The 22,724-nt window shown below is 43.4% G+C and carries 15 protein-coding genes and 2 pseudogenes; 3 read left to right on the forward strand and 14 right to left on the reverse strand.

Annotated features, from left to right (window positions below; translation table 11 throughout):
• Positions 1-122: 122 nt before the first annotated feature.
• Positions 123-217 (forward strand): annotated as a pseudogene (locus QZ019_RS04325) (IS200/IS605 family transposase); the annotation flags it as partial.
• A gap of 183 nt (positions 218-400) precedes the next feature.
• Here QZ019_RS04325 and QZ019_RS04330 read toward each other — a convergent pair.
• From QZ019_RS04330 to QZ019_RS04345, 4 genes are all read right to left on the reverse strand, one after another.
• Positions 401-1,681, reverse strand: coding sequence for a hypothetical protein (locus QZ019_RS04330; protein ID WP_295482625.1), 1,281 nt, complete (start codon positions 1,679-1,681; stop codon positions 401-403).
• Positions 1,682-1,853: 172 nt separating this feature from the next.
• Entirely contained in the window at positions 1,854-2,411 is a 558-nt protein-coding gene (locus QZ019_RS04335) for a hypothetical protein (RefSeq protein WP_295482628.1), read from the reverse strand.
• 26 nt (positions 2,412-2,437) lie between these two features.
• Positions 2,438-4,297 carry a conjugative transfer system coupling protein TraD gene (traD, locus tag QZ019_RS04340; protein ID WP_295482631.1) on the reverse strand — a complete coding sequence of 620 codons (1,860 nt, stop codon included), beginning with the start codon at positions 4,295-4,297 and terminating at the stop codon, positions 2,438-2,440.
• On the reverse strand, positions 4,294-6,312 hold the full coding sequence (locus QZ019_RS04345) for a TraI domain-containing protein (protein WP_295482634.1): 2,019 nt from the start codon (positions 6,310-6,312) through the stop codon (positions 4,294-4,296). Before QZ019_RS04345 ends, traD begins: the two co-directional genes overlap by 4 nt.
• Positions 6,313-6,577: 265 nt before the next feature.
• On the opposite strand from QZ019_RS04345, the gene QZ019_RS04350 reads away from it, so the two are divergent.
• A complete protein-coding gene (locus tag QZ019_RS04350) occupies positions 6,578-7,063 on the forward strand; it encodes a GNAT family N-acetyltransferase (protein WP_295482636.1) in 486 nt (161 codons plus the stop codon).
• Positions 7,064-7,213: 150 nt separating this feature from the next.
• Here the strand turns inward: QZ019_RS04350 and QZ019_RS04355 are convergent, their stop codons facing one another.
• The 9 genes from QZ019_RS04355 to rplK form a co-directional block, all read right to left on the reverse strand.
• Entirely contained in the window at positions 7,214-7,480 is a 267-nt protein-coding gene (locus QZ019_RS04355; protein WP_295482638.1) for a hypothetical protein, read from the reverse strand.
• Positions 7,477-7,830, reverse strand: a complete 354-nt coding sequence (locus QZ019_RS04360) for a DsrE family protein (RefSeq protein ID WP_294567956.1) — start codon at positions 7,828-7,830, stop codon at positions 7,477-7,479. The genes QZ019_RS04355 and QZ019_RS04360 overlap by 4 nt, the downstream gene beginning before the upstream one ends.
• On the reverse strand, positions 7,830-8,213 hold the full coding sequence (locus QZ019_RS04365; protein ID WP_295482641.1) for a RidA family protein: 384 nt from the start codon (positions 8,211-8,213) through the stop codon (positions 7,830-7,832). Before QZ019_RS04365 ends, QZ019_RS04360 begins: the two co-directional genes overlap by 1 nt.
• Positions 8,214-8,280: 67 nt before the next feature.
• Positions 8,281-12,738 carry a DNA-directed RNA polymerase subunit beta' gene (gene rpoC, locus QZ019_RS04370; RefSeq protein WP_295482643.1) on the reverse strand — a complete coding sequence of 1,486 codons (4,458 nt, stop codon included), beginning with the start codon at positions 12,736-12,738 and terminating at the stop codon, positions 8,281-8,283.
• Between the two features lie 57 nt (positions 12,739-12,795).
• Positions 12,796-17,268: a DNA-directed RNA polymerase subunit beta gene (rpoB, locus tag QZ019_RS04375; RefSeq protein WP_295482646.1), complete on the reverse strand. Its 4,473-nt coding sequence runs from the start codon at positions 17,266-17,268 to the stop codon at positions 12,796-12,798.
• Between the two features lie 168 nt (positions 17,269-17,436).
• Positions 17,437-17,805, reverse strand: coding sequence for a 50S ribosomal protein L7/L12 (gene rplL, locus QZ019_RS04380; protein WP_294567950.1), 369 nt, complete (start codon positions 17,803-17,805; stop codon positions 17,437-17,439).
• Positions 17,806-17,862: 57 nt separating this feature from the next.
• Positions 17,863-18,390 carry a 50S ribosomal protein L10 gene (gene rplJ / locus QZ019_RS04385; RefSeq protein WP_294567949.1) on the reverse strand — a complete coding sequence of 176 codons (528 nt, stop codon included), beginning with the start codon at positions 18,388-18,390 and terminating at the stop codon, positions 17,863-17,865.
• Between the two features lie 206 nt (positions 18,391-18,596).
• Complete coding sequence (gene rplA / locus QZ019_RS04390; protein WP_281758296.1) at positions 18,597-19,310, reverse strand: 50S ribosomal protein L1; 714 nt, start codon at positions 19,308-19,310, stop codon at positions 18,597-18,599.
• Between the two features lie 3 nt (positions 19,311-19,313).
• Positions 19,314-19,742, reverse strand: coding sequence for a 50S ribosomal protein L11 (gene rplK / locus QZ019_RS04395; RefSeq protein WP_294567948.1), 429 nt, complete (start codon positions 19,740-19,742; stop codon positions 19,314-19,316).
• A 316-nt stretch (positions 19,743-20,058) separates the two neighbouring features.
• Between rplK and QZ019_RS04400 the strand changes: the two genes are divergently transcribed.
• Complete coding sequence (locus QZ019_RS04400; protein ID WP_295482654.1) at positions 20,059-22,377, forward strand: inorganic phosphate transporter; 2,319 nt, start codon at positions 20,059-20,061, stop codon at positions 22,375-22,377.
• A 108-nt stretch (positions 22,378-22,485) separates the two neighbouring features.
• On the opposite strand, the pseudogene QZ019_RS04405 reads toward QZ019_RS04400, so the two are convergent.
• Positions 22,486-22,724 (reverse strand): annotated as a pseudogene (locus QZ019_RS04405) (hypothetical protein); the annotation flags it as partial.

Consider the following 22,724-nt stretch of genomic DNA (forward strand, 5'->3'; position numbering starts at 1 on the left):
TGGTTTTAGATTTGCCGAAATTTTCAATCTTTAAGCATGTCTTCAGGCTCAAGGGGACATCTTCAATGCTCATCCGTAAGCGTAAGTATCCTACCCTTAGATCTAAGCTGTGAGGTAACGCATTATGGTCGCTATCTTTTTTGCTTCATCATGCACAGGTGCTCCGATATTGTCTATTATTCGGCAATATATTGAGCAGCAGAAAACCCCGGATTAAAAATAGAAGCTTTTCTTCGCGATGATCTCCGCCCTAAAGGACGGGTTTTAGCCGCTGATCTTTTTTGATAAAGATGCAATACAAATAAATCTAAAACTAAAACCTTCCTTTTTATTTTTTTAAAAGGTTAAAACTCTTGACCCTTGAAAAAACCGATATCAAGGCTCCTTATTTTCAAAAAGACTAAATCACTTCAGGCACTGCGGAAGCAAACAATGAAGGCGGTAATGTCCAGCCTTTTTCTTTATAAATTTTTTCGCGACCCTTAACCATTTCCTCATGCAACTCTTTATCGGAAAGTTTCTTTCCGGTAATTGCTCCGATAAAAGCATTTTGCAAAAGTGAAATCTTCACTTCATTATCAACGCGATACAAAAGCTCCTGCTGCTTTTTAAATGCTTTAACCGCCTCGTTTTCAGGGTACGAGCTACTGCAAGAAAAATGCGCGCCATTCTTATCTAAAAAGATTTGAAACCCATTCTGCCCGCTACCGACATTAAAACCGTTTAAATCAAAGCATTGTGACAGTATTGTGAAATCGTGTGCAGGCACGGCTACGGTTTTTACAAAGGTAAGATCTTTTGCCGCAAGAATTTCATACTTTGCATTTAGCTCATCAAACTTATTACAGTCAAGAGAAAAACCATGCTCCCCATTTCTTCCTACATCTTTACCGTAAAGTGCCTCAAAATACGCATTGGTAAGAGATGCTTTGACAGTGTACGTAACCGACTTTAAAGCATCGTCGCTTTTAACTTCGGAAATTTCAATTCGTTCAATCGGGTAATAATCGACAAGAGGATCATCACCTGCCTGAATGGAAGAAAACAACATGCCCGGTAAATCAGTAAAGTCAAAATCAAAGGAAAGCGGTACTACCTGAGCTTTTTTGTAATGCGACAAAATAAGCTCATCTGCCACAAATTTTTGAAAGTAATAATTAAGTAAAACAGAGTCTTCTTTACTTAACAGACTGTCAAAAGAATCGTTGCCGACCACAGCTTTTACACCTGAATCGATATTCTGCTTATCGTTGCTGCCGCTGCCGCCAGAAGAAAGGCCTAACGCATTTATAACAAAAGGGGTATTACTGTTCTTATCAGCAGACATTAAGAAATTAACGGAAAAAGAAAGAGAAAACTTGTTTTTATCCAAAAAGTCAGCAAATTTATCCGTAAAAGAAGTTAAAGAAGCATCCTTAAGAAAAATCTTTGCAACTTCCTTATTTGAATAGTTTCCGTAAAAAACCACAACATCACGGCTTCTGTCATCTTTAATAGTCTTCCATTTGCCTCCTGATACATTTTTATATGTTTCAAGAAACTTTCCGATATTTTGTGTTTTATCTTCGGCAAAAAAACTCTCTTTTACCGTATCAATATCTGATTTTGAGCAACCCGAGACAAAAAATACTGCAGTAAGCAAAATCAAAGCAGATCCAAAGACTCTTTTTAAAACAGCCATTTTCTTTTCCCTTTTTCTAACTCTTTTCTTAGTATGACAAAAAATGACCATTGCTGTTTATTAAAAATAATTTTTTATTAAAACAATTAGATTTAAAAGATAAAAATACGCCCGCGGTACAATTTAAAACAACAAGGCGCATTGAATTAACAAAAAGAGAAAATTCTTCTTTTTACAAACAGTCAAAGCCTAATCTGTAAGCAAGATGAACGGCTATAAATACCAAAAGAGCCGTTTGGCTTAAACATAGATACAAAATCGGATTAAATTGAGTTTGCAAAACTAAAAATAAATTAAAACTAAAAAGCAAAGTTATCGCCGCAGATGAAAAGAATTTAAAAAAATGCGGACTGCGATGACGTGATACGTCAACATTCTTTTTTAAAGAAAACAAAATATAAGCACAAAGAGAGAGCAGCAGTGCATGCATATAAATTTTCTCAAAAACGCCAACGCTTCTTAATTTTATTAATTTGTAATTAGGATCGGCTTTACATTCCTTTAAAGTAAAAAGATCGGTATCCTGCCGCTTATCAGGATCGTTTTCACTATAAATAACAAAAAGATGACTCTCAGGCGCCGTTACTTGATTTAAAGTCGCAAGCTCGGAATATACCTGATCACATGTAACACTTGAAAAATTAGGAATAAAACGAGTAAAACCGGAACCTACGAGAGAAATAATTAAAGCGACAAATAAAACTTTTACAAAATAATCTACTATCGGCATGGTAATCAAACCTTTAAACAATAAAATCAATGAATATCGACAAGAGGCAGACGTCCTTTTACCAAGTTACCGTCAGACAGGGCCGCGACAAACTCAAGATCCGGTAAATACTGCAAAGCCTCAGCAGGGAAAAGCGGACATTTTTGCATGGTGATAGAACGGTTGACCCCATAATTAACATCAAGATCCGAGGGACTTTCACTAAAGCTTATTGACGAGCTGCGAATCGGTTCAACCGTGACAGGCAGACTTTCAGTGAAAAGCTTGGCTGTCTGCATGTCTTTTAAGCGCAATGAAATTTTGTTATTGCAATTACCGATAATTTGCCTGGCGGCAGCTTCCGATCCGGTACGTTTAACCAAATCGGCAAAAGTCTGAGTAGCAATCGTTACGGCAAAATCAGCACCGCGTGATTTATTTAAAAGCTGCACCATTGACTCTCCTGCAGCCTCACTGCTTTCATCAATAAATACGCTGATTTTTTGTGCGATCTCCGATCGATACTGACTTTGCGTATAGAGTTTTCCGGCAAAAGCACACAAATCCGCAAGTAAAAGCTTACTTAGATAACCACCTAAAACAGGATCGCTTAAACAGTTTAAAGAAGCATAAAAAATGCCGTTATTGGCCGCGATTTTCTCAAAAGTATGCTGTTTGCTTAAATCCTCGGAAGATAGCAAACTGTTTAAATCCGCACCGCATAAAGTTCTTATGCAAGGCATAACGCTTGCCGTAACTTTCTGGTAATAGCCTTGATCCATCTTAGCTACGGACATTAAAGTCAAAATATCACCGTCCGTATTTATAAGACCGTTATTGCATAAATACCCGTAGATCTTTTCAAGCTTAAATAAAAGAGATCCGCCGTCCTTACGCGAATTTGTCTTATTACCGGCAAATGCTTTTAATTCACTGTTATTTAGTAATTTTTCACTTGCTTCAAGTTGTTTGCAAAATTCATTAACACTAGCGTCATTTAAATTTTCCCTTATTTCTTTTATAAACTTTTCAAGAATAAGGGGATAAAGATCCTGGTGATCAAGCTCATTTAAAATATTCTTGAGCGTTATAAATTCACCTTTGATTCTAAGAGCCGTAACTGCAGCGGTTATCGCCGAATGAGCGTGCGCCTTAAAGGACTGGGAATTACCGCTGTCGGGCATCAAAGATGTAATACGCGATGCAACTTCGCTTGATCGCAAAAACGTACCTAAAGGATTAAGAGCCGACGAGTGCTGTGTTTTTGCCAAATCCAAAACATGCAAATTTAAATCTCTTGAACAATGTGCAGCCGTCAAGGCTATCTTTTTTTGCAAATCAGCATCTGATTTGGGATCGATAACAATCACGGTATCGCCGCGCACTATAGCCTGGGAAACCAATAAGTCAAAAAGCCTGGTTTTGCCGGCTCCTGTTGTGCCGAAAATTATGGTGTGCAGATTTAAATCACTTATCGACATTAAAAGATCTTTTGTGTTATTAAGATCAAGATTGTGTATGGCAAAAGATCCGTGCCGTTTGGAGCTTAATTGATCAAAGCCCGCATCAAGCTGCTCCTGCAGTAACCTTAAATGCCGCGGCTGCCATTTAAAGCCCGTTCCCAAATAAAGCTTTTCATTCTTTTTATACACATTCAAAAGCTTAGAAACACCAACTCTTTCAATCTCATTGTTTTTAAGGATTAAACGCAGTTTTTTAATCAATACGGGATAAGGGGACGGCAAAAGAAAAAGTGCGATCGCACAAATAATAAGATTATAAAGCGAGCCAAACGCCGTAAAAATAAAATAGCCGTGCAATCCAACTACAGCAATAACACTGCCAAGCATAGAAGGCGATTTAAAACTTATATCGCTTATAGGATTTATAGAAAATATCTTTTTCATGGTTTTATAGTTTTACGTGATCTTTGAGAATCAAACTGCGGAAGGTTAGGGGAATATGCATTAAGCCAAGATTCAAGCGCCAAATTTGCTGATAATTGAGTTGCACTCTGGGATTTTTTGGAACTATATCCGGTTAAAGAAATAGATCTTTCTTTAGGCTCATCGTTTTTAAGAGCTTTAAGGTCATAAAGCCGCACTTTATGATCTTCTTGTTTTTCATCATTTTTTATCCGTTTTACGGATAAATCCGTCAGATCTACTCTACCTAATGCATCATCATGGTTTAATTTTTGCTTTGGACATTTATTTTTAACTACCTCATCTCCATCTGCCTCCTTAAGATCGTCAGGTAAATTAAAAATGGCATTGCTCTCATCACCTGAATCATTAATGACTTCAGTTCTGCTTTCACTTAAAAAATTGAGTTCTTCAACGCTGCTTTGAGCATGTTCTTGACCTGCTTTTATGCTTAATTTTTTGTTATCAAGATCTTTTTTCTTTGTTACTTTTAAGTTTTCCTGATAATCCTTTATTCCCTCATTAAAAATCGCCTGCGAGTTTTCCAAGTTTTCATTAAGTGAATCGTCATCTAAAAACTCATTCACATCTGGTGAAAAACTCTTATCCTCATTTTCATGATTTAAACGGATAACACCCGGTATATTGTCTTTATAAGTTCTTTCAATATAAGCGCTCAGCGCTTTAGGTCTCGGGCCCAGCGCCAAGGCGTTGCATAAAAGCGTGTCATGATTTTTAAGGTTTTTGGTTTTAAGCGCGATGGTGACTCCGTAAACTAAAAACCTGTCGTCATCCTTACTAAGCTCATGCCATGAGTAAACGGCAAGTTTTCCTGCAAGAAGGATATTGCCCTGCCGCCGCCACTCTAAAATTAAGTTCTTTATATTTTGGTTTTTAACTAACGCATCATCTCCCTCTCTAAAAGATTTAGCGTCTGTCTTTAAATTCGCTAAAAGCGGACTGTCATAAGCCACTAAAAGTCCGTAAGGAACAACGAAGATCCCAAGAGGCATCAACTGCTCAAACTGCGATTTACCAAGTACAGATAAAATTTCATGAACCAAAAAGGCGTTTACGTTGAACGAATACGGATTTGCACTGCGGGTACTTGCCTTTACGCTTGAAATGTCAGCACTTTTTACATATTTAAAAAAATCGCACTTTTGCAGAAAAAACTCATGCAAAGGACAAAAATCTTCAACATATGCAAAAATCTGCGGTAGCCCCTGCGTTAAATAACCCAAAGACAAAAAGAACAACTCATCATGCCTGCCCTTGCGCGGTGAAATAAATTTAAGCGTGAACTCCCTCGCCTTTACTCTTTTACAAAAATAGGCAAAACTCTCAAGATAAGGATTAAATTCAAATCCTTCCGCATATATAGAAAAGTCGGTAAATATTTTGGCTAAATCATGATTTATTCCCGCTAAAAACGCGGCACTCTTGATGCTGCGCTGTTTAAAAAAATCTGTTTCGCCACTGTTTCTTAAAGTAAGATTAATGCTTTCAAGCGCGGTGCACAGCAAGTGACGCAGCAAGCCTCCGGGCAACGCATCATGACTTCCTTCAGATGCCGGCAGCGTAAGGCACATAGCGGCAGCGCGATGAATATAAGGCAGAATGTTTTCCTTAAAAAAACTATCTCCTGATGCCATGCTCTTATAAATCACCGTGATCACATCAAGGTTGTCGTTTATAAGCTCAGACGGATCTTTTACCGGAAAAACGCGTTTTTCATCATCAAAGGCCGTAAAAATAGTAGAGTTTTTACTGTCAACAAACTTATATGTGTAAACACCGGGAGAGGATGAATTATCATTGTTCTTAATGCTTCTTTTACAAAAAGAAAGCGCACTAATTAAGGCAGGGGACAAACCTTCATTTTTCTCGTGCGGATAAAATGAATTTAAGTAATCAAAAAAATATCTTTCTTTTTGATCCCCATAATCTCTCTTTTGAAATTTAAATTTGTTTAACAGTAAGTGAATTACAGACATAGCTAAACTCCAAAAAAGAAAAGCAAAAGCTTAGCAGTATTTAACTTTTAACTTGGGCACTTACACTGTAAATTGCACACAACATGCTTATAAACGGCATAAATAGGCTGTAAAATTTTTGGGGATACGTTTTTACTTGTTACTTACAGGAGTTTTTTAGAAAAATTTTTCGCCCAAAGAAAAGGCAAAAATCTTAAAAGAAGCAGCAAAAAGACAAACGCCTTATAATCAGAGTAAATGTTTTTACCAACCAGCAGTGAACATCATGATTAGACAGGTCAAAACAGAAGATGCGGCACAGATTGCCTCAATTTATAATCACTATATAAATGAAACTACGGTAACTTTTGAGAATGAAGCTCTTTCATATAGAGAAATGAAAGATCGCATAAATGCTATAAGCACATCCTGTCCATATTTTGTTTATGAAGAAAACAGCACGATTCTAGGTTATTGCTACGCTCATCCTTGGAAAGAGCGTGCCGCCTACGCAAAGACTTATGAAATAAGCATCTATCTCGATAAAAACGCGACCGGTAAAAATATCGGAACCAAACTTATACAAAAGCTTATAGAAGAATGTAAAAAAATAAACTGCCATGCATTAATCGCCTGCATTACCGCAGAAAACGAAGGCAGCATTCGTTTTCATCTGCGTCACGGTTTTAAACAAGTTTCTTCTTTTAAGGAAGTCGGATACAAATTTAATCGCTATCTTGATGTTAACGATTATGAACTGCTTTTTCATTAAAAGCAGACTTAGTAAATTGCAATCTGATCAATAAAACGAAAAGTGGAGTGTATTCTTAAAATTAGTTAAAGGTGATGCTTATATCGTATACGAGGATTATCATTAATGACGCACATGTACAATCCACCGCATCCGAGATTACACCTTTTACTAATAAATAATCTGTTTTATCCGAGAGTCTTCACAGGCAATAAGATCTTCTTGACGAAGCGGTACAATGTCATAAAGCTCAAGTTGTTTTAACTTCTTTATAACGATATCTTCAGGAAAAGCATTTTTTACATATTCTAAAAAAGAGCCGGTTAAGACCACCTCGGTCTCAACCTCCATATCAGCCGCGGTAAGGGCAATTTCAATACCGTCCTCAAAAAACGGCGAATTTAACGGCGATGAAGATAAAACTATTCTTAATTTCAAAATTCTTTTACCTCATCACAATCATTTAATTTAATAATAAGTTCCGTATTACCTGACAATATATAACCGTCTTTTAAAACACTGGCATTAAAACCGCAGGTTTTAAATGCCCTTCCGCACACCAGCAACGGAAAATCATGTTTTTTTGCAAGCAATATATAAGCACTCTGAGTTTTTCCACCGACAGAGCCTTCTTCATATAAAGATGATGCGCATTGCGCACCTTCATTGATAAAAAAAATCCCCTGCACTTTATGCCCTGCAGCCAAGCCCTCTTTTATCTTTTTAAGAGCAATATCATGAACTGCAACACACGCCGGGGATTTACTGACAATATAAAAAAGACGCATTAGCCTACATATACCACAACTTCTACTTCACACAATGCGCCCTTGGGCAAATCAATTCCGCCGATGCAGGAACGAGCCGGAGCATCTTCGTCCATATATTTGGCATAGACTTCATTGAACGCGGCAAAATCATCAATATTCTTTAAATAACAAGTAGCTTTGACGATGTTATCCATAGTAGTTCCGGCAGCACCGACCAAAGCGGCAACGTTCTGCATGGTCTGCTCAGCCTGTGCAGTAATATCACCTTGAACCATTTCGCCGGTTGCAGGATCTAAAGGGATCTGACCTGACGCAAATAAAAAGCCGTTTACAATCTTTCCCTGAACATACGGACCGATAGCCTTAGGGGCTTTTTCAGTATTTAAAACTCTAGTAGACATTTTCATCTCCTTATATTGCAAAAAACCCGGCAATGATGCCGGGCTTATTTTATAACTTAAGACGTTTTTAGTTGTTACCGCCTAAGTTCATACCGGCATCGACAGCCTCCAAAGCGGCACCGAGCTGTTTCTGCACTTCTTCAGTTGAAACAGTAGGCTGGGCTTCTGCTGCTGCCTTAGCTTTAGCGATCTCTTCGCGACGCTTCTGATGGTACTTAAAGCCGGTACCTGCAGGAATGAGGCGACCGACAATTACATTTTCCTTCAAGCCGCGAAGCTCGTCAACCTTACCGGCAACTGAAGCTTCAGTGAGCACGCGAGTGGTTTCCTGGAAGGAAGCCGCTGAAATAAAGGACTCGGTAGACAAGGAAGCCTTGGTAAGACCCATCAGGATATGACGGTACTTAACTTCTTTCTTGCCCTGAGCACGCAATCTCTCGTTAACGAGCTCGACATGAGAAACCTCAGCCTGCTCGTCCTTGAGGAACTCGGTGCTGTCACCCGGATCCAAAATCTCGCACTTACGCAGCATCTGACGAACGATAACCTCAATGTGCTTATCGTTAATCTTTACGCCCTGCAAGCGGTAAACGTCCTGAACTTCGTTGACGATATAGTTGGCAACGGCGTTAACACCGCGCAAACGCAGAATATCGTGAGGTGACTCAGGACCTTCGGCAATCATTTCGCCCTTCTGAACCTTTTCACCTTCAAATACGTTGAGGTTGCGGGACAGAGAAATCATTTCCTCGTGCTCAGGGATCAAGTTGCCGTTTTCGTCAACTGCACCTTCAGCAGGAGTAATGATGAGGCGGCGCTTGCTCTTGGTTTCCTTACCGAAGGAAACGGTACCTGAAATCTCAGCCAAGATTGCCGGCTCTTTAGGAGCGCGGGCCTCGAACAAGTCAGCGACGCGCGGCAAACCACCGGTAATATCCTTGGTACCGCTTGCCTGCTGAGGAATACGAGCGATAATGTCACCGATGTTTACCTCGGCGCCGTCAAGCATCTGCACGATGGCTTTTGCCTGAAGCATATACTGAGCGGCTACGGTAGTTCCCGGAATCAATACATCCTGACCCTTGTCGTCGACAATCTTAACGGCAGGACGTTTTTCCTTGCCTTGTGAAGGACGAGCGGCAATTTCGCGAACCTCGATTGAGGAAATACCCAAAGCCTCGTCTTCCTTCTTGTCGACGGTAACGCCTTCGATAATATCGATGTATTTAATGCGTCCGTGCACTTCAGAAATAATCGGGTGAGTATGCGGGTCCCAACGTGCCACGGTGGTTCCGGTCTTAACTACATCACCGTCTTTTACTTCAAGAACGGCACCATAAGGGATCTTATGGCTTTCTTTTGAAGCGCCGAACTCATCCATAACGAGGAGTTCTGACTGACGTGAAGTAACTACTTCCTTTCCTTCAGTATTAACTACGGTCTTAGCATTCAAAATACGGATAGTACCGCTATTGCGTACGGTTGCTCCGCTTTCGGCTACGGCACGGGATGCGGCACCGCCGATGTGGAAGGTACGCATGGTCAGCTGGGTACCAGGCTCACCGATGGACTGAGCAGCGATAACCCCGACAGCCTCACCGGCATTAACCAAGTGTCCGCGGGCCAAATCACGGCCATAGCACTTGGCGCAGACACCGAACTTGGTCTTACAAGTAATAGGTGAACGAACCTTAACCTTATCTACCTTGGCATCCTCAAGAATTGAGCAGAACTTCTCATCAAGTAAAGTTCCTGCAGGCAGAAGGACCTCGTTGCTGCCGGGGCGCAATACGTCAGCGGCTAAAGTACGGCCTAAAACTCTGTCACGCAAAGTCTCGATGACGTCACCGCCGGATACGTGCGGAGTAATATCAAGACCGTCATCAGTACCGCAGTCTTCCTCGGTAATAACCAAGTCCTGGGCGACGTCAACCAAACGACGGGTCAGGTAACCTGAGTTTGCGGTCTTCAATGCGGTATCGGCAAGACCCTTACGAGCACCGTGAGTTGAAATAAAGTACTGCTGTACGTTCAAACCTTCACGGAAGTTTGCGGTAATCGGGGTTTCAATAATGGAACCGTCCGGAGTTGCCATCAAGCCGCGCATACCTGCAAGCTGACGGATCTGGGCAGGTGAACCACGAGCACCGGAGTCGGCCATCATGTAAATGCTGTTAAATGAAGCTTCCTTCTCTTCCTGACCGAGGATATTGGTTCCGGTCTCAACAGAGAGGTTGCTCATCATAGCCTTCATGACCTTGTCATTGGCGTTTGACCAAACGTCGATAACCTTGTTATAACGTTCGCCCGGAGTGATCTGACCGTTCTCGTACTGTGCCTGAATTGACATGACTTCCTTCTGAGCTGCAGCAATAATGGTCTGCTTCTCCTTAGGAATGAGCATATCGTCGACACAGACTGAAGAGCCTGAAATTGCAGCGTTACGGAAGCCGGTATACATAATATGGTCGGCAAACATAACGGTGTCTTTAAGACCTAGCAAGCGATAGCAGCTATTTAACAAAGCGGCAATCTTCTTCTTGCCAAGAGGAACGTTGGAAACATTGGTAAACCAATCTTTCTGAGTCAGGATTTCCTTGACGGTTTCTTCGTTAACACCCTCTGCAGGAGGATCGATAAGGTCATATGATAAACCGCGAGGCAGAATCAATGACAGGATAGCGCGGCCTACGGTGGTAAGACGCAGCTCGTTCTTTTCAACGATTTCCTTAGTGTCAGGATTCTTGACGCTGTAGCGGATACGGCATGCAATACGTGCCTGCATTTCAGCAAGACCGCTCTTATATACGCGCTCTGCTTCGGTTGCGTCGGACAAAATCATGCCTTCGCCCTTGGCGCCGACCTTCATACGGGTCATGTAGTAAAGACCCAAAACAACGTCCTGTGCCGGAACGATAATAGGATCGCCTGATGCCGGAGACAAAATGTTGTTGGTTGACATCATTAAGGCGCGGGCTTCAAGCTGGGCCTCAAGGGTCAGAGGAATATGTACGGCCATCTGGTCACCGTCGAAGTCGGCGTTAAATGCCGGGCATACGAGCGGATGCAGACGGATAGCCTTACCTTCAATCAAAATAGGCTCAAATGCCTGAATACCCAAACGGTGCAAGGTAGGAGCACGGTTTAACATAACCGGATGCTCACGAATAACCTCGTCAAGAACGTCCCAGACGATAGCGTCTTCACGCTCTACCATCTTCTTTGCAGCTTTAATGGTAGTGGCAAGACCGCGCATCTCCAAACGTCCGTAAATAAACGGCTTAAAGAGCTCAAGAGCCATCTTCTTAGGCAAGCCGCACTGGTGCAGACGCAAATTAGGTCCGCAGGTAATTACGGAACGACCTGAGTAGTCAACGCGCTTACCGAGGAGGTTCTGACGGAAGCGGCCCTGCTTACCTTTAATCATGTCGGCTAAAGACTTAAGCGGGCGCTTATTGGAACCGGTAATGGCGCGACCGCGGCGGCCGTTATCCATAAGGGCATCCACGGATTCCTGAAGCATACGCTTTTCGTTGCGGACGATGATTTCAGGAGCGGCTAAATCCAAAAGTCTCTTTAAACGATTGTTGCGGTTAATTACGCGACGATACAAATCGTTCAAATCAGAAGTTGCGAAACGGCCGCCGTCAAGCGGAACGAGAGGACGCAAATCAGGAGGCAACACCGGCAAAACGGTAAGAATCATCCACTCAGGCTTGTTTCCTGAGTTAACGAATGACTCAAGAAGCTTCAAACGCTTGGTGAACTTCTTGCGGTTGCTTTCTGAAGTGGTTGAATCCAATGCTTCGCGCAGATGTCTGATTTCAAGCGGAAGATCCATGTGCTGAAGGATCTCCAAAATAGCCTCGGCACCCATCTTGGCAGTGAAATCATCACCGTATTTCTCAAGTGCGTCGACATACTGTTCTTCGCTTAAAAGCTGGCGGGTTTCAAGCTCGGTCATACCGGGATCGGTTACGACATAGCTTTCAAAATACAATACGCTTTCAATATCGCGCAACTTCATATCCAGAACCAAGCCGATGCGGGAAGGCAATGACTTTAAATACCAGATATGAGCGACCGGAGAGGCAAGTTCAATATGACCCATTCTCTCACGGCGGACTTTAGCCTGAGTAACTTCAACGCCGCACTTATCGCAAATAGTACCGCGGTGCTTTAAGCGCTTATATTTACCGCACAAGCACTCATAATCTTTAATCGGTCCGAAAATCTTGGCACAAAACAGACCGTCGCGTTCAGGCTTAAAAGTACGATAGTTAATGGTTTCGGGCTTCTTAACTTCACCGTATGACCATGCGCGGATCATCTCGGGGGAAGCCAAACCGATTTTAATCGCATCAAAATCCTCAAGACGCTGCTTGAAGGCGTTGCTGCGATTGGCAAGTTTGCCAAGGCTGTCGCTTAACCCTAAATCTAAAGACAAATCATCAGAGGTATCACGAGCTTGGTTGTTGAATCCCTCAAAGAGGGCTTCATCCTGACCGTTTTCCTGTATGCTCACAACAGTTTCTCCTGCGTAGTGGCTGGACCGGGAGAGCGTACCCTCCCGGATGGATACTTAGTCCTTGCGAACAAGGTCAATATTGATGCCTAACGAACGAATTTCGCGCAGCAATACGTTAAAGGATTCAGGGATACCTGCATCCATGCGGTAAGAGCCGTCAACAATATTCTTGTACATCTTGGTTCTGCCGTTAACGTCGTCTGACTTGACGGTTAACATTTCACGCAAGGTGTAAGCGGCACCGTAAGCTTCAAGAGCCCACACTTCCATTTCACCGAAACGCTGGCCGCCGAACTGTGCTTTACCGCCTAAAGGCTGCTGAGTTACCAAGCTGTATGAACCGGTGGAACGGGCATGCATCTTGTCGTCAACCAAATGATTGAGCTTGAGCATGTACATGTAACCTACGGTTACCTTACGTTCAAACGGCAAACCGGTAGTTCCGTCATAAAGAGTCATCTGTCCGGACTCAGGGAGACCGGCAAGTTTTAACATCTCTTTAATGCTTTCTTCGGTTGCGCCGTCAAATACCGGAGTTGCGACAGTTAAACCGTCTCTTAAGTTATTAGCCAACGTCATGACTTCTGCGTCAGACATGGAATCAATATCGACTTTCTGTGAGGTATTGCCTAAGTCATAAATCTGCTGCAGAACTTTACGGATTTCAGCGATAGCTTTCTGCTCAATGAGCATCTTGTTAATCATATCGCCGATACCTTTTGCAGCAAGACCTAAATGAACCTCAAGAACCTGACCGATATTCATACGTGAAGGAACGCCCAGAGGGTTCAACACGATATCGACAGGTTTTCCGTTCTCATCAAACGGCATATCCTCAATCGGGCAAATCTTGGAGATAACACCCTTGTTTCCGTGACGGCCTGCCATCTTATCGCCCGGCTGAATGCGGCGCTTAACGGCAAGATAAACCTTCACGATCTTGAGGACGCCCGGGGTAAGGTCATCACCTTCGGTGATCTTCTTACGGGCAGTTTCAAATTTTTCCTGATACTCTTTCTTATAATCGGTCAGACGGACGGCGAACTCCTCAAGCTGACGCTGAGCGGTGTCGTCATCAAGACGCTGAGCTAAAACTTCAGTATCTGAAAGTTTCTCAACATCTTTTTCCTTCATTCCGTTCTTAATAAGGTGAGCACGAACCTGGCGCAAAAGACCTGCGCTTAAGAATGCAAATTCTTCGTCCAAATCTTTCTTGGCTTTGGCGATATGCATCTCTTCAATTTCTTTAGCGCGCTTATCCTTTTCAACGCCGTCACGAGTAAAGATCTGAACGTCGACTACGGTTCCTGAAACACCGTTAGGAACGCGCAATGAGGAATCTTTAACCTCGGAAGCTTTCTCACCGAAAATAGCACGCAAGAGCTTCTCTTCAGGAGTAAGCTGAGTCTCACCCTTCGGAGTTACCTTACCGACCAAGATATCTCCGCCGACGACTTCTGCACCGACATAAACGATACCGGCTTCGTCAAGCTTGGATAATGCGGCCTCACCGACATTAGGAATATCAGCGGTAATTTCTTCAGGACCGAGCTTAGTGTCACGAGCTACACAGGATAATTCCTGAATATGGATCGTAGTAAGACGATCTTTTGCCGCAACACGCTCTGATACTAAGATAGAGTCTTCATAGTTATAACCGTTCCACGGCATGAAAGCTACACGCAGGTTCTGGCCTAAGGCAAGCTCACCTAAATCGGTTGAAGAACCATCGGCAAGAACGTCGCCTGCTACGACCTTCTCGTGTAAAGACACGCACGGACGCTGGTTAATGCAGGTGTTCTGGTTGGAACGGGTGTATTTAACCAAATTGTAAATATCAATGCCGGCATCATGGCTGCCCTCAATCTCGTCGGGGTTGACGCGAATGACGATGCGGGCACCGTCGACATTGTCAACAATACCGCCGCGGCGGGCAATAATGGAAACACCGGAGTCGACAGCAACCGCACGCTCCATACCGGTTCCGACAAAAGGCTTCTCGGAACGGACGGTAGGGACTGCCTGACGCTGCATGTTTGCACCCATCAAGGCACGGTTAGCGTCGTCGTGCTCAAGGAACGGAATCAATGCGGCAGCAACTGAAATAACCTGCTGCGGAGAAACGTCCATAAACTGAACGTCGGATGCTCTTCTTACGGTTGACTCGCCCTTATAGCGGCACTGTACATAGTCATCAATGATATGACCGTTTTCATCAAGATCGGTATTAGCCTGAGCAATGACGTACTGTCCTTCATCAATAGCAGAAAGATACTCAAAATCTTCAGACACCATTCCGTCCTTTACGCGGCGGTAAGGAGTCTCAAGGAAGCCGTAGTCATTGCAGCGGGCAAACACTGCCAAAGAGTTAATAAGACCGATGTTCGGACCTTCCGGAGTCTCAATCGGGCACAAACGACCGTAGTGAGTCGGATGTACGTCTCGAACTTCAAAGCCTGCGCGCTCACGGGTTAAGCCGCCCGGGCCCAAAGCGGAAATACGGCGCTTATGGGTAACCTCAGACAGCGGGTTGTTCTGATCCATGAACTGAGACAACTGGCTTGAACCGAAAAACTCTTTAATGGCTGCGCTAATCGGCTTAGCGTTAATAAGTTCCTGCGGAGTGGTATTATCAAGATCGCCTAAAGACAGACGCTCTTTAACGGCACGCTCGACACGGACCAAACCGATACGGAATTGGTTTTCGGCCATTTCGCCGACTGAACGGATACGACGATTGCCCAAATGGTCAATATCGTCAATATTCTCTTTACCGTTTCTAATCTTAACCAAATAACGCATTACTTTAATAATGTCGTTATTAGATAAAGTACCGCGCTCTTCCTCAGGCTGATTGGGCTCTAAATGTAAAGCTTTGCCGCGGTTGTCGGTAACCTTTGCTTCAAGATCCTTAACGTTTACATTAAGGTTGAGCTCGGATAACGGGAAAATTACGGCACGATCGAAAGCTACAACATCATCACCCACGTTAATCTTTACTTTATGCAGATAACGGGCGGCAGCAGGAGCCATCGGATCCTTGTCGGCTTTGATTAACAAAGTATCAAGGAAGTCAAGAAGCTTTTCGGCGCACTTTTCAGGAACGGTATTAGGCATGCAGTCAACTTCACCCTGATCAAGGTGAGCCTTGACAATATCAACTACCTTCGGGAAAGATGCGTAAACATAACCGTTAGCAACGACAATATCAGAGTCCTTGGTATTAACTGATACTGACTCGTCGGCAAAAGCACGTTCGATACCGAGTTTAAAGTACTTAGTCTCGACAAAACGGGAATTGAACTTCATGCGGCCGACGGAAGACAAATCATAACGCTCTTCGGCAAAGAAAAGGTTATGGAACAAAGTCTCTGCGGCTTCTGCGGTAGGAGGCTCACCCGGACGCATCATCTTGTAAATTTCATACAAGGCGGCAAGGCGATCGGCCTCAGGAGAAGTCAAATCACGGCTTGTGTCGTTTCTTAAAGTCTCGGCAATAAACGGACCTTCGTCAACCTGGCTGGTATAAAGAATTGAAATCTTCTTAATACCGTTATCACGAATAGTGTTAACGACAGTTTCGTTTAAAATGGTATTGGCAGCGACAACCGGAGTTCCGTCTTTAGTTGCGTAATCATGAGCTACGATCTTATCGTAAAGATACTCTTGCGGAACCTCAATTGAAGTAACGTCAGCTTTCTTAAGCTCGCGAATATGACGGGCAGTGATCTTCTTGCCTTTTTCGACTAAAACTTTCTTGTTGAGCTTAATGTCAAAAGAAGCTGTTTCGCCGCGCAAGCGCTCAGGCACGAGCTCCATGTTGATCTTGGTACCTTTGAACTCAATGTCCACGGTATCAAAGAACAAATCAAGGATCTGCTCGGTGGTATAACCTAAAGCACGCAGAAGTATTGATGCCGGCAATTTACGACGGCGGTCAATACGTACGAACATGTTATCGCGATGATCAAATTCAAAATCAAGCCATGAACCGCGATAAGGAATAATACGAGCGGAGAATAAAATACGTCCCGGATGAGTTTTGCCTTTATCATTGTCGAAAAATACACCGGGGCTTCTGTGCAACTGAGAAACAACAACGCGTTCAGTACCGTTGATTACAAAGGTACCGTTGTCAGTCATGAGCGGAATTTCGCCCATGTATACATCCTGGTCAATACGCTCTTTTACAGTCTTAGGAGCATCTTTTTCATACCTGACCAGGCTGAGCTTAACCTTTAAAGGGGCGGAATAAGTAGTGCCGCGAATCATGCATTCACGGACATCAAATTTCGGCTCGCCCAAATGGAAACTGTTATAGCAAAGTTCAGCATTACCTGAATAACTGCGGATCGGGAAAACGCTCTTAAAAGCGGCGACCAGTCCGTTTTCGCTCTTAGGATCGGAGCTAATGAACTGTTTGAACGAATCCAGCTGAACTGCAAGCAAATACGGGGTATCTAAAACCTTTACTCTCTTGCCAAAATCCTTGCGGATACGCTTTTGCTCAGTATACGAGTAGACCATGGATTGGGGGTCCTCAGGTTGATCTGTTTCGCGGTGAGAGATGCGATTGCATCATGCTCTTAATCAGGCACCGAACCCGAGTCCTCTTGCGGGGGCTCGGGTTGCAAAATTTTTGATAGCTAAACTATCAACCGGCTTGGTGCAAAGCCGGCTATGTAGAGACTAAAATTAGTCTAAAGAAGCCTTAGCGCCAGCTTCCTCTAAAGCCTTCTTCAAAGCTTCAGCTTCTTCCTTAGGAAGAGCTTCTTTGATCTTGGCAGGAGCAGACTCAACTAAGTCCTTAGCTTCCTTCAAGCCGAGGCCGGTAGCGGTACGAACAGCCTTAATAACGGCAATCTTGTTAGCACCGACTTCCTTCAAGGTTACGTCGAACTCAGTCTTCTCTTCAGCGGCGGCAGCACCGGCAGCAGGACCGGCAACAACAGCAGCAGCTGCAGAAACACCAAACTTCTCTTCCATTGCTTTAACGAGCTCAACAACATCCATAACGCTCATTGCAGCAATTGCATCAATGATTTCATCCTTAGATAAAGCCATTTTATTTTTCCTTTAAAATGTTATGTCAGGCCAAGCCTGATCGAAAAGTGACAAGGCTTATTCAGCCTGAGCCGGAGCGGCTTCGCCGCCTTCAGCCTGTAATTTATCGCCCAAAGCAGCAAGAGTGCGAACGAGCTTACCAGCTGCAGCTTCCTTCATGGTAGCAAGCAACTTGGCGATGCCTTCCTCGTAGGTCGGCAAGCTTGCGAGCACGTCAATGTCTTTGCCGTCGTAGAATTTACCTTCAAAAGCTAAAGCTTTAACGGTGAAATTCTGATTGGTCTTTGCAAACTCTTTGAACAAACGAGCAGCTGCGCCCGGATGCTCCATGGACAAACCGATAATGCTCGGGCCCTTGAATGCATCTTTGAGGCACTCAAACTCTGTGCCTTCAACGGCACGGCTAAGGAGAGTGTTGCGAACAACGTGTAAGTAAACGTTGTTGGCACGGCAGTCCTTACGGAGTTTGGTCATCTGAGCTACTTGAATGCCGCAAGAATCGGCAACAACAGCTGACAATGCTTTTTTGGCTACTTCGCTGACACCGGCAACAACTGCCTTCTTGTCTTCGATATTCATTGCCATCTTAGCAGTGACTCCTGGAATGTTCTTACGAACGGTTTTTCCCATCTGGGAATTACTACCGGAATCAGTTCCAAAGGAAAATTCCTGTGGAGCTTGTTCCGCCTGCGCAGGTTATTAAGGATACTTCCCCCTGCGGTCTTTGGAGGGAGCTAGCTCCCGGCCAAATGTGGATTAATGCCCTTAAAAAGGAAAGGGCATTAAAATTCTTATGCCTGAACGGAAGTATCGGCGTTCAGAGAAGATTTTTCTACGGTAACACCTCCGCCCATGGTGGTGGAAACGCAGACCTTCTTAATGTAGGTGCCCTTAGATGAAGCAGGCTTTGCCTTGGTAATGGCGCCTAACAAAGCATTGAGGTTATCGGTAAGCTGTGCAACGGTAAAGTTAACTTTGCCGATGGAAGCCTGAATAACACCGGTCTTGTCGTTACGATAACGAACCTGACCTGATTTAGCATTCTTAACAGCCTGAGCTACGTCACGGGTAACGGTACCGACTTTAGGGTTCGGCATTAAACCGCGCGGACCTAAGATCTGACCTAACTGACCGACAACGCGCATTGCATCAGGAGAAGCGATGACGACGTCAAAGTCCATCATGCCTTTCTTAATCTCAGCGGCAAGCTCGTCCATACCGACGAGATCTGCACCGGCAGCCTTAGCGGCCTCGGCGGCAGCGCCCTGAGTAAACACGCAAACACGAACGGTACGACCGTTGCCGTGAGGCAATACGGTTGCGCCACGAACGTTCTGATCGGACTTGGTCGGATCAATACCTAACTGAATAGCAACGTCAACGCTTTCTACGAATTTGGCTTTCGGGCACTTAATCAAAGTCTCAAAAGCTTCGGTAACCGGATATTCACGGGATCTGTCAATGATGGAACGGATTTCCTTCATGCGCTTTGATAATTTAGCCATGTCTTAGTCCTCCACCTGAATGCCCATTGAACGAGCGGTACCGCCGATTGAACGAGCTGAAGCTTCTAAATCAGCACCGGTCATATCGGGTTCTTTAGTCTTAGCAATCTCAAGCAACTGAGCGTGGGTAATCTTACCAGCGCTTTCTTTACCAGGCTTGTGAGAAGCAGACTGAATGTTAAGAGCTTTCTTAATAAGGTAAGAAGCCGGAGGAGTCTTAGAAATAAAGGTGAAGGATTTATCCTGGTATACAGTAATAACAACAGGAACCGGAGCACCTTTCTCAAGCTTTGCGGTATGAGCGTTAAAAGCTTTACAGAACTCCATGATGTTGACGCCGTGCTGACCTAATGCAGGGCCAACCGGAGGAGCAGGATTAGCGTTACCTGCGCCAACCTGTAATTTGATGTAGGCAGTAACTTTCTTTGCCATTTGAGGTTTTCCTCTAAAAGTGGGTGATACCGCGCATTATTGATGCGCTTCCCTTGCAAACAAATAAAAAATCTGCTTGCATGAATTGCTTGTAAAAATATAAGCTTTGGGAGTATACACAAATTATAAAAAGTTTACAAGTATTTTTTACTTGAAGCCAACAAGTAAAATTTAAAAAAGCGCTTAAAAATCAGTTTTAACCAGAATGTGTCTATAACTTTAACTTCTATTTAACATTCGTTCTCTAGAATTTTCATGCCTTAAAACAAGTGCCCTACTTTTAGTGCACATCTTTGCTGTCTATCAAGAGGCTTAAATGTTAGAGACCATTTTTATCTTATTAGTTGCATTTTTGCTGATCTTAGCCTGCGTTGACTTGTTCGTCGGCGTCAGTAACGATGCAGTAAACTTTTTAAACTCCGCAGTCGGATCACGCATTGCTCCACTTAAAATTATCTTAATAGTCGCATCAATCGGCGTACTGTTCGGTGCCACCTTCTCATCAGGAATGATGGAAGTTGCAAGAAGCGGTGTATTTCATCCTGAACTGTTCAGCTTTTATGATGTAATCCTCATTTTCTTTGCCGTAATGGTTACCGACGTTATTTTAATTAACGTCTTTAACGTCTTCGGTCTTCCGACTTCCACTACCGTTTCGATTATTTTTGAACTTTTAGGTGCAGCCGTTTGTGCTTCTGCCTACAAACTTTATTCTGACGGTCAGTCTTTTTCCGAAATTTTTAATTACATCAAATCCGATCGCACTGCAACCATTGTTTCGGGAATCTTAATTTCCGTTGCAGTAGCTTTCGTCTCCGGAGCTATCGTCCAATTTATATTGCGCGTTTTGTTCTCTTTCAGATTCCAAAACAGCTACCGCTATTTAGGCGGTCTCTTTACCGGTTTCTCTTTAACCGCAATCATTTACTTCCTTGTCATGAAAGGCGCAAAAGGCGCTTCTTTCATGAAGCCTGAGTATATTGATTTTATCAATGCCAATACCACAGTAATTTTGTGGACTCTCTTTATAGGACTTACTGTCCTAGGTCAGCTCCTCGTCATGATTGGTTTTAACGTCTTCAAAATCATCATATTGGGAGGAACTTTCGCTCTGGCTTTCTCCTTTGCAGGAAACGATCTGGTTAACTTCATCGGTGTACCGCTTGCCGCATTGGATGCCTTTACCGCATGGACCGGAAGCGGGAACGATCCTCACTTAATGACCATGGAGATCCTTAATAATAACGAACACGCCAACAGTCTCTATTTGGTCCTTGCCGGATTAATAATGGTTACCACTTTGTGGATTTCCAAGAAGGCCCGCCGCGTTATTCAGACATCTATTAATCTTTCAAGTTCCGCCCAAGGCGAGCGTGAACAATTCGGTGCAACTCCGGTAGGTCGTGTCATTACCCGCGTAGGTTTAGATGTTTCACGAGCAACTTACAATATTATTCCTCAAGGGATAAAGGCAGCTATTGCTTCTCGCTATGTAAAGGCTCCGGTAGTAAAAGGAGAAATTCCTCTTCCTTTTGACTATGTTCGTGCTTCGGTGAACCTTGTTCTTTCTGCAATCTTAATCGCTTCTGCAACCTCTCTTAAGCTTCCGTTATCAACTACTTACGTAACTTTCATGGTTGCGATGGGAACCTCTTTTGCTGACGGCGCCTGGGATCGTGAAAGTGCCGTTTATCGTATCTCAGGTGTAGTAACCGTCATTGCCGGCTGGTTCTTAACCGCATTTAGTGCTTTCACTCTTACTTTTATCGTTTGTCTCGTTTTCTTTATCTTCAGTTATCCTGCTCTTATCATCCTTATGATCATTAGCATGGGCATCATTTATCGTACCAACTTTGCCAAAACCAAAGTTACTGAAACAATGCAGCAGGTTATTGATGCTAAAGGAGATGATGAAAAAGTCCTTCAGGCTATTTCTTCTGCGGTACAGATTTTCTATAAAGATAATTTGACCTGCCTTGAACGTGCGTTCAACGAGTTCTTTGCCGATAATGAATTCAAATTAAGAAAGGTTGCCCATAAAGCGTTCAATATTATGGACGAGTTGGAAAAAGAACGTTCCGAATATTACTCGATGGCTCTCGATAAAGAACAGAAAGTAAATATTGATGCCAATCATTATTTCTATCTGTCCTTTACCAACATGTATGAAGTATCTAAGTCTGTTCACTACGCTCTTTCCCAAGCGGTCGTTCATGTTGCAAACCGTCATACTATTTTCGGCGGACAACTTAAAGACAATCTTGAAGAATTACTGCAAAAACTGCAAAGATTTGCCCTTTATATTGAAGCCATGTCCAAAGAACCATCCTCAGACAATATGGACGGTATTGCCAAACGAGCCAAGAAATTAAACCGCAGCATCGACAAATCTCAGCTTGATCTGGTAAATCTTATCGGAACCGAAAAGATTTCAATGCGATCCTCTGAAATTTACCTGACCTTTTTAGGGACCGTGCGCAACATGGTTAACCGCTATTTGGCCGTTGCATTACTTGCTCGCGCGCTTGCTGAACTTACTGAAGGCAAGAAGCCCGAAGAAGCAGCGACTCAAGCCCAAATGCTCGTACAGGTAAATCCTGCTGCCGAAGCAATTTCAGAAAAAATAGAACAGTAAAAACTTTTCTCTCCCGCGTGTGCCATCTTCACTTCTGGAAGATGGCTTTTTTCTGCTGTCTAGATTCTTATTTACCTCAGATCGTTTTTACAAATATTAATGTGTTGACTAAATGTTATTTTTTAGCTGCATAATTTCGGATTCGGAAAGACTGGTCGCTTTTATGATTTGCTGTATGGATAACCCCATCTCAAGCAAGGTTTTAGCCGTTTCCAGTGCCTGAATCTTCTTGCCTTCAACTCTGCCTTCAGCTTTACCCTCAGTTCTTCCTTTTGCTATTCCTTCAGTTAGTCCTTCAGCCCTGCCTTCGGCTTTTCCGATTTCTTTACCCCGAAGCTCCGCAGAGC

The organism is uncultured Succinatimonas sp., assembly GCF_905203285.1.
GTDB lineage: Bacteria > Pseudomonadota > Gammaproteobacteria > Enterobacterales > Succinivibrionaceae > Succinatimonas.